The organism is Bacillus sp. K2I17 (assembly GCF_002209985.1).
GTDB classification, from domain to species: Bacteria; Bacillota; Bacilli; order Bacillales; family Bacillaceae_G; genus Bacillus_A; species Bacillus_A wiedmannii.
In genome coordinates, this window is sequence record NZ_NJGF01000049.1 from 14938 (window position 1) to 28890 (window position 13953).

The 13953-nt window shown below is 35.8% G+C and carries 13 protein-coding genes and 1 pseudogene; all 14 read right to left on the reverse strand.

All coding sequences use genetic code 11. The features are described 5' to 3' along the window. Positions 1-73: 73 nt before the first annotated feature. Positions 74-2458, reverse strand: coding sequence for a DNA translocase FtsK (locus CER22_RS27925; protein WP_088610160.1), 2385 nt, complete (start codon positions 2456-2458; stop codon positions 74-76). 212 nt (positions 2459-2670) lie between these two features. After that, positions 2671-2874, reverse strand: coding sequence for a YlzJ-like family protein (locus tag CER22_RS27930; protein WP_000605020.1), 204 nt, complete (start codon positions 2872-2874; stop codon positions 2671-2673). Then, complete coding sequence (gene tepA, locus CER22_RS27935; protein WP_000139828.1) at positions 2871-3620, reverse strand: translocation-enhancing protein TepA; 750 nt, start codon at positions 3618-3620, stop codon at positions 2871-2873. Before tepA ends, CER22_RS27930 begins: the two co-directional genes overlap by 4 nt. A 104-nt stretch (positions 3621-3724) precedes the next feature. Next, a complete protein-coding gene (locus CER22_RS27940; RefSeq protein ID WP_000823079.1) occupies positions 3725-5395 on the reverse strand; it encodes a ribonuclease J in 1671 nt (556 codons plus the stop codon). A 758-nt stretch (positions 5396-6153) separates the two neighbouring features. Then, positions 6154-7032 (reverse strand): 4-hydroxy-tetrahydrodipicolinate synthase, encoded by an 879-nt coding sequence (gene dapA, locus CER22_RS27950; protein WP_000564777.1) that lies wholly within the window; start codon positions 7030-7032, stop codon positions 6154-6156. An 11-nt stretch (positions 7033-7043) separates the two neighbouring features. Continuing rightward, the gene (gene dapG / locus CER22_RS27955; protein ID WP_087985046.1) at positions 7044-8276 is read right to left on the reverse strand and encodes an aspartate kinase; all 1233 of its coding nucleotides are present in this window, start codon (positions 8274-8276) and stop codon (positions 7044-7046) included. A 23-nt stretch (positions 8277-8299) separates the two neighbouring features. After that, entirely contained in the window at positions 8300-9346 is a 1047-nt protein-coding gene (asd, locus tag CER22_RS27960; protein WP_000414854.1) for an aspartate-semialdehyde dehydrogenase, read from the reverse strand. Positions 9347-9496: 150 nt separating this feature from the next. Next, positions 9497-9685, reverse strand: a pseudogene (gene spoVFB, locus CER22_RS27965) (dipicolinate synthase subunit B); the annotation flags it as partial. Between the two features lie 592 nt (positions 9686-10277). Continuing rightward, complete coding sequence (locus CER22_RS27970) at positions 10278-11072, reverse strand: GH25 family lysozyme (protein ID WP_088610162.1); 795 nt, start codon at positions 11070-11072, stop codon at positions 10278-10280. Continuing rightward, positions 11072-11278 carry a hypothetical protein gene (locus CER22_RS27975; protein WP_061657754.1) on the reverse strand — a complete coding sequence of 69 codons (207 nt, stop codon included), beginning with the start codon at positions 11276-11278 and terminating at the stop codon, positions 11072-11074. Before CER22_RS27975 ends, CER22_RS27970 begins: the two co-directional genes overlap by 1 nt. A gap of 2 nt (positions 11279-11280) precedes the next feature. Further along, the gene (locus CER22_RS27980; RefSeq protein ID WP_088610163.1) at positions 11281-11562 is read right to left on the reverse strand and encodes a hypothetical protein; all 282 of its coding nucleotides are present in this window, start codon (positions 11560-11562) and stop codon (positions 11281-11283) included. 340 nt (positions 11563-11902) lie between these two features. Continuing rightward, complete coding sequence (locus CER22_RS27985) at positions 11903-13084, reverse strand: glycosyl hydrolase family 28-related protein (RefSeq protein WP_179211943.1); 1182 nt, start codon at positions 13082-13084, stop codon at positions 11903-11905. Positions 13085-13146: 62 nt separating this feature from the next. Further along, complete coding sequence (locus CER22_RS27990; RefSeq protein WP_088610165.1) at positions 13147-13416, reverse strand: hypothetical protein; 270 nt, start codon at positions 13414-13416, stop codon at positions 13147-13149. A 14-nt stretch (positions 13417-13430) separates the two neighbouring features. Then, on the reverse strand, positions 13431-13953 hold a 523-nt coding region (locus CER22_RS33305), incomplete at its 5' end, for a hypothetical protein (RefSeq protein WP_179211944.1).

Genomic DNA, 13953 nt, shown 5'->3' on the forward strand with positions numbered 1-13953 from the left:
TTTATCGCTGAATATAGTATATAACAAAAATAGCATATAAAAAAGCCTAATTGTAAAAACAATTAGGCTTTTTTTATGAACTTTTTTCTTGTACATCATTAATGAGTACTTCTCGTGGTTTACTACCTTCATACGGACCTACTACACCATTCATTTCCATTGCATCAATTAAACGGGCAGCTCGCGTATAACCTACTCTAAACCTACGTTGCAACATAGAAACAGATGCTGTTTGCATTTCCACTACAAGCTGAACTGCTTCATCATATAATTCATCTTCTACTTCCTGCTTCGTATCAGGAACATCTTGTGGAATCATATCTTCTTGATATTGCGCTTTTTGCTGACCAATAACATACTCTACAACTCTCTCAACTTCATCATCGGATAAAAATGCACCTTGTACACGTACAGGCTTCGATGCACCAATTGGTATAAACAGCATATCTCCACGACCTAGCAGTTTCTCTGCACCACCACCGTCAAGAATTGTACGAGAGTCCGTTTGAGAAGATACCGCGAATGCAATACGTGATGGAATATTCGCTTTAATAACTCCCGTAATAACATCAACCGATGGACGCTGCGTCGCAATAATTAAATGAATACCAGCCGCACGAGCCATTTGTGCTAAACGCATAATCGCATCCTCTACATCTGATGAAGCAACCATCATTAAATCGGCTAACTCGTCCACTATTACTACAATATAAGGTAATTCCGGTTGTTTCGCTTCTGATTGACTATTATGTTCTTTAATATGATCATTATATCCTTCAATGTTACGCGTGCCACTATGAGCAAATAATTCATAACGTCGTTCCATTTCACTCACGACTTTTTTCAAAGCTTGTGATGCTTTTTTCGGATCAGTTACAACTGGTGTTAATAAATGCGGAACACCGTTATATACATTTAACTCTACCATTTTCGGATCAATCATCATTAATTTTACTTCATGTGGTTTTGCACGCATTAAAATACTAACAATAATACCATTAATACATACACTTTTCCCGCTACCTGTCGCACCAGCTACTAGTAAATGGGGCATTTTATTTAAACGGGCTAATACAGCTTCACCTGTAATATCTCGTCCAAGACCAATTAACAACTTCTCTTCCGGATGATTATTAGCCTTAGAATCAAGAACTTCTCTTAGCGTTACCATAGATACTTCTGAGTTCGGAACTTCAATCCCTACAGCTGATTTCCCGGGAATAGGTGCTTCAATACGAATGTCTTTCGCAGCTAAAGCAAGTGCTAAATCATCACTTAAACTAACGATTTTGCTTACCTTTACTCCCATATCAGGATACACTTCATATTTTGTAACTGCAGGACCTCTATGTACTTTTGTTACTTTCGCTTTCACTCCAAAACTTTGGAATGTACGTTCTAATTTACGAGCATTCTCATAAATTTCTGCATTTTCATTTGTAACTTGTTTATTCTTAGGAAATTTCAATATATCAAGTGCAGGAAGCTTGTAATCTTTATTTTCTACATTTGAAAATTGCATTGGCGGGGCACTTGTTTCCGCCTCTAAAGATTCTACAATCTTTTCTCCACGCTTTTTCTTAGATTCTTCAACAGACGGAGCCTCTTCAATAGACGGTGAAGTTATTAACTCTGCTTCCTGTTCTTCGCTAATTCGTTTATTCTCTTCTTCATTTACAGGATAATTCTCAGTGAAATTCGAAATAATTGGAGGATCAATTGAGATTTCTTCCATCGGCTCAATAATCTCTTCTTGTTCTGCAGCACGTTTGCTCCTTGTGCTTCTCGTTGTTTTTTTCTTTTCTGTTTGTTCAGCCGTCCTTTTGGATCTCCAATCTTTATAATCCCCTTGCATTACTTCAAATTGACTTCTAAGGATCCTTCCTACAGGTGCAAGTACTTCTCCAATATGCTTATTTGTTATACAAAGTATGCCGAGAATCACTAAAATAATACCAATGATATAAGCTCCTACTTCATCAAATAAAAAGTAACACGTCGCGAACATAAGCGCACCAAACATACCACCGCCTAAATGAACGCTATCTGGCCCCTTTTTCATTTCAAGAAAGAAGTTATCTTTCGTACTCACAATAACAGAAGTATTTTGCACTGCTCCATCTTTCGTAAGAAGGTTAAATAATGTAATATGACTAAACATTAATATCGCCAATACTATTAAATAAAAACCAATTAACCGTTTATTTAAAAGGTTCGGCCATCCACGTTTGATAACAAACGAAACCGATAAAGCTATTACACCTAACACACCAATTATGTACCACTCACCAAAGAAGAAGCGAAAAAATAACACAAACGATTTCCCTACAACACCTAGCTGTAAAATCGTAATGATTGAAAGTGCAAAAAGAGTTAAACCGACGATTTCATAATACAAAGTTGGCTTTATCGTGCGTCTTGCTTTTGCCTTCGTCCCTCTTTGCTTTTGTTTTGCCATTTCTTCACCTCGTGTTCTACATGTAAGTAGGGCTTCCTTAAAAAAGCACTACTTATATGTCTGTTTTCTCTATTTTTTCAGGTCTTATATCTTCTATTTTTACACTTCTTGTAAATTGTTAAATAAACAGAAGAAAGCAGCCCTCTCATGGCTGCTCAACCGTCTTGTTTTTTATATTATACCATAGCTTCTAAACAAAATCCTTCTTTTTGCTAAAAGGTTATTTTCTGGCCGGGCTCAAACTCTAAGTAGTGTAGCGGATCCGTACTTAACACACGTACAATAGAATAACACCCATGTTCTTCTTCAGAAACCATTAATTCAACACCGTTTATATTTACAACTTTTTGGCTTTCACATTGCGAATAATCAGCTGGATATACAAGTTGCTCTGGCATAATTGTGTATAAAATCATTGTAACATTGTCCCTTCTGCACTATCATCCATGCGAGCATCTATTAATTCATTCAGTTTTCGAATCGCATTCCCAATACCACCGACATCATCTATAAGACCATATTTCACTGCATCGCCACCAATTACATTCGTCCCAATATCTCGCGTCAAATTCCCTTTCGCAAACATAAGTTCTTTAAAACGATCTTCGGTTACTTTCGAATGCTTCGTCACAAATCGAATGACTCTTTCTTGCATTTTATCTAAATACTCAAATGTTTGCGGCACACCTATAACAAGACCTGTTAGACGAATGGGATGAATTGTCATCGTCGCAGTTTCCGCAATAAATGAGTAATCCGTAGAGACGGCGATTGGTACACCGATAGAATGCCCTCCGCCCAGAACAAGTGATACCGTTGGCTTTGAAAGCGAAGCTACCATCTCAGAAATTGCTAACCCTGCTTCAACGTCACCTCCGACCGTGTTTAATATTAAAAGCAAACCTTCAATTTTCGGATTTTGTTCTATCGCAACAATTTGCGGAATAATATGCTCATATTTTGTTGTTTTATTTTGCGGCGGCAACTGAACATGACCTTCCACCTGCCCGATGATTGTTAAACAATGAATACTTGATTCATTCATTTGTGGTACATTCGTTTGCCCTAGCTGTTGAATTTTTTCCACTATCGAAGCTTCTTTTCCAGTTTCTTTCGGCTCAGCCTCTTTCCCTTCATTTGTATAACGATCACGTTCTGTCATATCGCATCCCCTTTCACTCGTATATAACTATTATTTCTTAAGTTATAAATTTCATTCGATAGAGTTTAAAAAGAAAAAAAGATCACCTGTAAAGGTGATCTTTTTTATACTTCCATAATAATCGGTAAAATCATAGGTTTTCTCTTTGTCTCTTCGTACAAGAACTGCCCTAATAATTCACGAATATTTTGTTTTAACATAGACCATTCAATTGAATACTCTTTAATCGATTGCTCAACAATCATACGTACAATCTCTGTAGAGCGGTCAATTAACGCTTCTGATTCACGAACATACACAAAACCACGTGAAATGATTTCTGGACCAGAGATAATTTTCTTTTCATCTTTACCAAGTGTTACAACAACTACTAATATTCCATCTTGAGATAACATTTTTCTATCTCGAAGAACGATATTACCAACGTCACCTACACCTAATCCATCAATTAACACATTACCAGCTTGTACTTTGCCAACTAAGTTTGCGTCATCGTCACCAAAAGCAATCACATCACCTTTTTCTACGATAAAGATATTCTCTCTTGCAATACCTACATCTTCAGCTAAATATGCATGTGCTTTTTGCATACGGAACTCACCATGTACGGGTACAAAATATTTCGGTTTCATTAAATTTAACATTAACTTTAATTCTTCTTGGCTGCCGTGACCTGAAACGTGAACTTTTCTTTCACCGTAATAAATAACATCAGCTCCAGCTCTAAATAACAAGTCAATAATTTTCGATACAGATATTTCATTACCCGGAATTGGAGAAGCCGCAATAATAACCGTATCGCCTTTACGAATTGAAATTTGTTTATGAGCTTGCTTCGCCATTCTAGAAAGGGCTGCCATCGGTTCACCTTGGCTACCTGTCGTTAAAATAGCTACCTTTTTCTCTGGGAAATTGTCTACTTCTTGTAGTGAAATAACCATACCTTCTGGAACATCTAAATAACCAAGACGTCTTGCGATATCTACCACTTTCACCATACTACGTCCTACAACCGCTACTTTTCGTCCTGTTTCAGCAGCTGCATCAAATACTTGTTGAATACGATGTACATTCGATGCAAATGAAGCAACGATAATACGTCCTTCTGCGCCGTAGAAGACTTTAGAAATTTCTACACCAACTTCTTTTTCAGAACCTGTATAGCCTGGACGCTCAGCATTTGTACTATCAGATAATAAGCACAGTACGCCTTCATTTCCGATTTGTGCCATTTTTCCAAGGTCTGCTCCACTATTTCCAATTGGAGTTTGATCGAATTTAAAGTCTCCCGTGTATACGATAGCACCTTTTGATGTATGGAAACAAACACCAACAGAATCTGGAATACTATGTGTCGTTCCAAAGAATGACACCGTTGTAGTATTAAACTCTACTGTTGAATTTGAATCGATTGTTTTTAAGTCTACACGGCCTAACATACCCGCTTCGCCAAGTTTTTCTTGTATAAGTCCTACTGTTAATTTCGTTGCATACACTGGAATTGATAATTTACGAAGTACGTAAACAATTCCACCAATATGATCTTCATGACCGTGAGTAATAAATAAACCTTTTACTCGCTCTTGGTTTTCCACTAAATATGTAATATCAGGAATAACGATATCAATTCCAAACATTTCATCTCCTGGGAACATTAATCCTGCATCTACAATAAAGATTTCAGAATCAATTTCAACACAGTACATGTTTTTCCCGATTTCACCTACTCCACCAAGAGCAAATACTTTAACAGACTCATTCTCTTTTCTCTTCATGTTGTTGCCTGGTTTAAAAATCTTTCAAACACTGATTTCACTAAAATTGCAGAGACACCAGGGGAAACTCTACAACCACCATATATTCACCGTCCAAGACGAATGTCCTTACCGTTATGCGATATCATGTCCTTGTTTATTTTTTAAACCAGGTTTCACCTCTCTTTCATTATATAAATCAAATATCTTATTCGATATGATATGAAAATGTAATCAAATTATAATTTTTACCAATTTTGCTAAGCATACCCGTACTAAGCTACTTAGCCATATTATACCTGATACAAGAAATAGAACACAAGTTAAATCGTGCGAAAGAGAAAGTAAAAGAACGGAATTACAACAAAAGTATCGAACGTATTTCCTTTATATTTACTCCGATTTTATACTCCATATTATTTTGAAGAAATAGGCATAAATACGCTAAATTTATTTCATTATATGGATTTTCAAGACTTATTTTTCTAGAATCGAACAAAAACACTTATAAAATGAAGCTTTTTTATGAATCACGTCACATTTGAGACAATTCCTCTGAAAAACAGAATCGATAGTTTATTACGTTTATACAAATGTTTATTCTATAATAACTATGTTTTTTTGATTCATTTAAAGGGGTACAATTATTTTCTTGTACATGTTGCAATACATAATGAAAAAGCGATCAAACACGTGGAGTATTATGGTAGGTAAAAAAGAGCGGCAAAGATTTTCATACCATAAAAAAATGACCTAGTTCTACACTAGGTCATTTTTTATTAACGAGGGATAGATTGCATAACAGATTGTAACGTTACTCTTTCTTCTTCTGTTAATGGAAGAAGTGGTAAACGTACAGAACCTACATCTAACCCAACCATTTGTAACGCTGTTTTTACTGGCGTTGGGCTTGGCGCCATAAATAATGAATCCGTTACTCTTACAAGTAATTGATGTAATTTTTGCGCCTTTTTAAATTCTCCTGCTTGGAATGCTGCAATCATTTCTTGCATTTCATTTCCAATCACATGAGATGCTACAGAAACGATACCTTTCGCTCCAACTGCCATAGCTGGTAACGTTAAACCATCATCACCGCTGTATACTGCAAAGTCGTCCGCTGTTTTTTCAATGATTTCTGTCATTGTTAACACATCGCCGCCTGCATCTTTAATCGCAACAATGTTTTCTATTTCTGATAAACGAACAACTGTATCAACGGAGATTTGTACAATAGATCGTCCTGGAACGTTATATAGCATAACCGGAAGCGGCGTGCTTTCAGCAATTGCTTTAAAGTGCTGATACATTCCTTCTTGACTCGGTTTGTTATAATACGGTGCTACTAGCATTACTGCATCAACACCAACCTCTGTTGCCTTTTTAGTTAAGTCAATAGAAGCATGCGTATTATTACTACCTGTTCCAGCGATTACGGGCACCCTTTTATCGACAACAGATACGACATGGCGATATAACGCTACTTTTTCTTCTGAAGTTAATGTAGGAGATTCTCCTGTCGTTCCTCCTACCACGATTGCTGTTGTACCGTTATCTATTAAATAATTTACCAATTTCGTTGTCTTCGCAAAATCGATATTTCCGTTTTTATCAAACGGAGTTACCATCGCGGTTGCAATTGTCCCAAAATCTATCATGGTCTCACTCCTTATTGTTCCAGTTGCTTTTCTTTTGAAAGCTCAAACGCACTATGTAATGCATTTACAGCCTCCACTAAATCAGTTTCTTTTACAAGAACCCAAATTGTCGTATGACTATCTGCCGATTGCAAAATTTGAATACCTTTTTCCGCTAAAGCTGTAACGATTTTCGCAGTAACCCCTGGGTACCCTGCCATTCCAGCTCCTACAATAGATACTTTTGCACAATGCTCTGTCACAATTGGCTCATATCCAAGGTTTTTTAATAATTCAACTGCACGACTTGATACATTATCACTCACCGTATAAGCTACCCCAGTAGGTGAAATGTTAATTAAATCGACACTGATTCCTTCATTCGCCATTTCTTTAAACACATGCTGTTGCAAATCATATGCTGTTTCTTTTGCAAGCACTTTAATTTGCGTCACATTTGATACATGAGCGATACCTGTAACAGGACGTTCTTCTACATCACGGCCTTTTGTCGCACCGTCCGATGCTGAAATAAGCGTACCTTCACTATCAGAATACGTAGAACGTACACGAAGTGGTACTTTGGCATGCATCGCAATTTCAACTGCACGTGGATGAACGACTTTTGCACCTTGATATGCCATGTTACAAATTTCATTGTATGTTACCGTTTGAAGATGACGTGCATCTTTTACAATGCGAGGATCCGCAGTCATAACACCTTCTACATCTGTAAAGATATCAATAAATTCAGCATGAAGCGCAACACCTAATGCAGAAGCTGAAGTATCGCTACCTCCGCGTCCAAGTGTTGTCGTATCACCTTTTTTCGTTTGTCCTTGGAATCCTGTAACGACGATTACATCTAGATTTTCTAGCTCTTCATGTATACGATCGCAGTTCATTTCAATAATCTTAGCATTTGTAAAATCATCATTTGTTACAAAACCAGCTTGTGCACCATTTAATGCCGCTGCTTTTATACCGTTCTCATTTAACATGTTAGAGAAGACGATTGCTGAGATTAATTCTCCGCATGATAATAATAAATCTTGCTCACGATTAGAAATACGAGATTCCTCTTGATTTACAAGACTTAACAAAGTATCAGTTGCATATGGTTCACCTTTACGGCCCATAGCAGATACGACAGTAACTACTTTATAACCCGCATCTAGCGATTTTTTTATATGATGAAGCGCATGCTTACGTCCATTTTCATCACGTACGGATGTGCCACCAAATTTTTGAACAATAATTTTCATATTTTGCACCTTCTCTTAGCCGTTTACACTAATTGTAATTTTACTAAGCGCTCTGCAATTTGAACAGAATTCCATGCAGCGCCTTTTAATAAGTTATCAGATACGACCCAAAGATGGAATCCTTTATCGTTATTTAAATCTTTACGGATTCTTCCAACGAATACTTCGTTTTTACCTACTGCAGTAGCTGGCATTGGATATAACTGCTCTTCTGGATTATCTTGCAGAACGATACCTTCCGCATTTGCAAGTAAGCTCTTGAATTCTTCTACTGTTACACCTTCTTTTTCTACTTCGATGTAAACAGACTCAGAGTGACCTGATACAACTGGTAAACGTACACATGTTGCCGCTACTTCTAATTCAGGCATATGCATAATTTTTTTCGTTTCATTAATCATTTTCATTTCTTCAAACGTAAATCCATTATCTTGGAATTTATCAATCTGTGGAATCGCGTTGAAAGCAATTTGGAAATGTTTCTTATCACCTGATACAGGTAAAACATTCGCCTTCACTTCTTCACCATTTAAGATTGCTTGTGATTGTTCATGAAGTTCTTCAATCGCTGCCGCACCAGCACCTGATACAGCTTGATATGTGGAAACGATTACTCGTTTTAAACCATATTGCTGACGAACTGGCTCAAGAGCTACTACCATTTGAATTGTAGAACAGTTTGGATTTGCAATAATACCATTATGTTCTTTTAAGTCGTTTTCATTTACTTCAGGTACAACAAGTGGCACGTTTTCTGTCATACGGAATGCACTTGTATTATCAACAACAATCGCACCGCGCTTTGCTGCTTCTGGCGCTAATTGTTTTGATACAGATCCACCAGCACTAAATAGTGCGATATCTACTCCTTCAAAACTTTCAGGAGTTGCCTCTTGAACTGTAAATTCTTCGCCTTTAAATACAAGTTTCTTACCTGCAGATCGTTTAGATGAAAGTAACGTTAACTTCCCGATTGGAAATTCTCGTTTCTCTAAAGTATTTAACATTTGTTCACCAACTGCGCCGGTTGCTCCAACTACAGCGACATGAAAAGTTTTTTGCTTTTCCATCACTATGCCCCTTTCTAGATACCAATCCTTCTATAACTTAGAATTAGAAGGAGTATACAATACCCCTTCTAATCTTAATAACGTTAATTTTATCATATTCTACAGTAAGAATGATGGTTTCATCAAAAATTGTCCGTTTTTTTTCGTTTTTTAATTCATATATCTGAATTTTTCTACGACAACCGGCTGCAATTGCTTCCCTTGCAGCGCTTCTAATACTGTATCTTCCAGCAGCTCCATGCGAGCTACCATTGAGTTTGGTTTTTTCTCTGGTGCATCTTGACCGAATGGGACGAAGTAGATGTTTTTTGTTGCCATTAGGCGCATGAGGTTGACGCCAACAGGGTAACTACAAAGATATTTATTTTTAATTCCTTCTATTATATGGTCATTTCACAGGCTGTAAATTTTTTTCATTTCCAAGCATGTATATCATATTCTTCATTAATAAAATAAATGAATTCATCGGCAAAGATAGAAATTATATTATATATAATATTTAAAATTCATATTATGGTACAATATGCAAATTAATTACAATACTTTCTAAAAGGGGAATACATAATAAAAGCAAAAAAACAGAAGTGAAGAGGATTTCAAATTTATAAGGTATGAAAGTAGGGACATTACTATGAAGATTATAAGGTCTATTTTCAACGCATTTCGTTTGTTGAGTAAAATAATAAATCCAATATTAAAAGCATTATCTAAAAGTAAATTTTAAATCTCATAAAAATAAAAATCCCCTTCTCCATATGGGTACAAAAGGGGATTTTTTTCAAATTATTCTATTCGTTCTACAGACAGTACTCATAGATAAATAAGAAACGGTGTATATTTACCCTAACATTTATAAAGATGAAAATCAATATATAATTATCTACATATAGAACCAGATAATAATTTCTGTTCATAAAACTATTCTTTTGTTTTATTTAACTTCATACCACCACCCTTTACGGTCAAGGTATGCTTCCATTGCATTCAATTGAGCATCACTAGTTGGTTCAGTAACAAAATACGTTAAGCCATCTGGTTTTAAAAAGAAATTAGCAGTCATTTTTACAGATGTTAAGGCCTGCATAGCATCCTGCACTTCATATGGTGAAAAAGCTCCTGATTGGATGATATTTTGTTTAGGAACTTGCGCTTGTTCTTGCCCTGATCCAGTAAACCAAGATAGTGACTTATTTCCTATAAGTGAATTAAGGTCACATTTACCGATTCCAGGTACATTTCCTGTTTCAGTGTACTGCCAAATATCGCAAGGATATGCTGGCTTATTACCACCATATCGTGGAATCCATACAAAGTCACAATTCACATTAGCCATTCCGAATGGAGCGTACATATGATGACCAACATATAAACCAACTTTCTTAGCACCTAATCGGCGTAATTCATCGATAAATGCTTGTGTCCCGGCTCTCATATCACCCATTGTTTTTACTTCTACATCCGCCACCCAAACTGTAGCATTTTTATCACCACGGCTCCAAAAGTCTTGCGCTTCTTTCTTTGCATCGGTAATTGAAACAAAGCGACAAAATGCATAGTTCCCAAAAGAAATGCTATGCTTTTTCATGGATTGTACATACCCTTTATATAATGGGTCAACATAATTTGAACCATCTTGTACACGAGTAATAACGAAATCTATATGTTGTTTTGCTACAGACCAGTTAATGTCTCCATTCCATTTTGAAATATCAATAATATGTCCCATTATTTATCGTCTCCTTCGCTATTTACATCATGATCAGACCAAATACCTAATGCGATACCAACTGACAGCAAATAAGGTGCTAATTCATCCAAAAAGCTTTTCGCTTCTGGCACACCAAACTTCGTAAACAAAAATCCGAGCAAAGAAAAAACCGCAACCCATGTTTTCCAGTTGCGGAATCGTTTTTTGATATTCTCTTTTGACATAATTAATTTATCTCCTTTTCTAAAGTATCTATTCGTTTATGAGCTTGCTTTGAACTTTCTTCTACCCTTGTAATTCTTTCTCCAAACAAAATCATTTGTTTTTCACTTGCTTTTTGATCAATTCGGATATCATCAACTCCTTTCCTGATATATCCTAATTCCGCCTTCATTTCTGCGTTCTCCTGTCCATCAGACTTCACTGCTTTTGTTCTATTCAACGAATAGCCCAAATAACTAACAGCAAGTGATAATAGTGCAAGAAGTAAACCGAATTCAATTGTCATCTTTTTCACTCCTTTTTTAAAAATAAAAAAGCACGCTATACGCACGCTTTGATTTGTTGTAAAAGCCGTATTTTATTAAGATTTAGTTATCTCACTAAGGGTTTAATCACATCATACAAAGTAATCCAGAAAATAACCGATATTAAACTGCCATAAAATAAACCTTTACCAAAGTTGACTTTTTCAACCATACTATCCACCTCTTCTGATACATTTACTTATAAATTATATTAAATATGTTAATTCTTAATGGATTCGATGTGAACTTAATAAATTTACCTTCTAAAATAAAAAGAGAGACCGTTGTTAGCCTCTCTTTGAAATGAATGCATTATTTAGATTAATTTATCTCTTTGTTATCAGTTATATTAATCTTATTATTATCGTTAATTTGATCAGATGGTATAGTATTTAATCTCATACCTCTAGATGTTACATCAATATGATTCCCTCTAGATTGATTTAATAATTGAATAGCGAATGCTTGATGACTCTTTTCTTTTGAGTCTACAAACCTATCGGCAGCTACTCCTTGCAGATTGCAATTTGTCGCTCCATAAAATACAAATCCCGTACCATCCTCTCTTCGAATACGAGTCCCATATTGCCATCCATTCGCTTCCGCTAATAAACCATATCCGACAATGTCATTTCCTGCAAAAACAAATCCATGTTTACTGTTATCTTGAGCTTCAGAACCTGTTAACACAATACGACTTGCAGTGAGATGGAATCCGTCACCTTGGTCTGAATTCACTCTTCCGGAGAACCATGCTTTACAATTCACATACCTACTATTTGTAGCTGCATCACCTACAAAAATACCATAAATCCCACTTTCACCAGATGAGCAATCAGTAAACCAATTATCTTGAGCGTTTGAATGAATTCCTATTCCATCACTTCGTAATACCTGTAACCCTTTAATTTGACTTTCTCCACGTCCCTCAATATATAGACCATCACCTTTTGTTTCTGAGATATAAATATTTTCAATGTAATGTCGAGCATCATGTTCTTTCAATATGCTTTTTTTCTTCATTTCCTCGGCACTACGTGTATTAATAAACTCAATCCCTCTCGCTTTGGATGATGATTGATATTCTCTATTCCCATCTATCGTAAAATCACGTAAATAGACCATTTGAGCCGTTTTAGATTTTAACACTATGAGCGGTTTATCACTATTTGGCTTCGATTTTAAAATAGTCCCTTTCCCACTTCCGACTAGTTGTACATAAGACGGTATTTGAATTTGTTCCAAGAGAAAAGTTCCTTTTGGTATAAAAATAATACCTCCTGATTTCCCTAATGAATCTATCGCTTTCTGGAAAGATTTTGTACTATCAGAAAAACCAGTAGAATCTGCGCCTTGTTCTTGCACGTTAATTATAGTCTCCGTGCTTATTTTTTTAGCTATTTCACTTATGTGAACGCCATTCGAATCCTGCTTTATTAATTTAAATATAAAACAAATCAATATTAATATTATTACTAGTAATCCTGTGATGATTTTTTTCAAAATATCAACCTCTTTATTCTATAATCTCACTCTAGAATACAAGGATTTCAGGGGAAATTCCATTATTTCAAATAAATTGCATCAGGAAAAATAATTTTCAAATGGTCATATCCCTGTACATGATAGTTATAAGATCTCTCTGATATATCTGGTTGAAAATCGAAAAGTCTCACATCAATTACCGGTCTTTCTTCTAAGTAAGCTTCTCTTGAAATATATAATGTTAATTCTATCGTCATCGTTGTATTACCGTTCAGATTTGTAATAATTGCAAATGCGTTCTCTGCAATTAAACCATTATTTAATACGTATTTGGGGATTTGTAATGCCATGTAAATTCCTCCTTCTATGGTACATTTACTATAATTGTTCCGTCTGTATCGTTTGCGGGCGGCCCTTTTCTTATTCGTAAGTTTTTAGCTCCATCTACCCAAAAGTGATAATCACCCATTTGAAAATGTTTTCCGTTCCAAGTATGATGAATTGTTTTTAAAATCGCGTTTACCGCAAAGGCTCCCCCTGTTTCTATTGGCGTTAATAACAATTCTCTGTTTTCATGATTAATTTTAAAATCCCATCTCGATTTTGTTTTTCCATCACCACTATATTTTTCTAATCGCATGACAGTTCCTTGCGCATCATCGTGATCAAATCGCATGATTGGTCCTAACGAATGACCTCTTTCCTGTGCGGCACGTGCATAAAAAGGTGTAACTTCGTTAAAATTCTCCACGTTAAGCGACATGTTATTAGCTTTTATTCTGTGAGTAACCTTTCCATCTAAATTAGTCTCGCTAATATTAACAACATTACTAAGGCTTAGTTGAGCCTCAATAAGAGCAGATATTTTCATATGCATTGAGGTAATC

Coding starts and splice junctions, on each gene's coding strand:
- CER22_RS27970 (WP_088610162.1), bottom strand. CDS start 11,072: ATGGGACATATTATTGATATTTCAAAATGGAATGGAGACATTAACTGG.
- tepA (WP_000139828.1), bottom strand. CDS start 3,620: ATGACAGAACGTGATCGTTATACAAATGAAGGGAAAGAGGCTGAGCCG.
- dapA (WP_000564777.1), bottom strand. CDS start 7,032: ATGATAGATTTTGGGACAATTGCAACCGCGATGGTAACTCCGTTTGAT.
- CER22_RS27940 (WP_000823079.1), bottom strand. CDS start 5,395: ATGAAGAGAAAAGAGAATGAGTCTGTTAAAGTATTTGCTCTTGGTGGA.
- CER22_RS27930 (WP_000605020.1), bottom strand. CDS start 2,874: ATGATTTTATACACAATTATGCCAGAGCAACTTGTATATCCAGCTGAT.
- CER22_RS27925 (WP_088610160.1), bottom strand. CDS start 2,458: ATGGCAAAACAAAAGCAAAGAGGGACGAAGGCAAAAGCAAGACGCACG.
- dapG (WP_087985046.1), bottom strand. CDS start 8,276: ATGAAAATTATTGTTCAAAAATTTGGTGGCACATCCGTACGTGATGAA.
- CER22_RS27980 (WP_088610163.1), bottom strand. CDS start 11,562: ATGACAATTGAATTCGGTTTACTTCTTGCACTATTATCACTTGCTGTT.
- asd (WP_000414854.1), bottom strand. CDS start 9,346: ATGGAAAAGCAAAAAACTTTTCATGTCGCTGTAGTTGGAGCAACCGGC.
- CER22_RS27990 (WP_088610165.1), bottom strand. CDS start 13,416: ATGGCATTACAAATCCCCAAATACGTATTAAATAATGGTTTAATTGCA.
- CER22_RS27975 (WP_061657754.1), bottom strand. CDS start 11,278: ATGTCAAAAGAGAATATCAAAAAACGATTCCGCAACTGGAAAACATGG.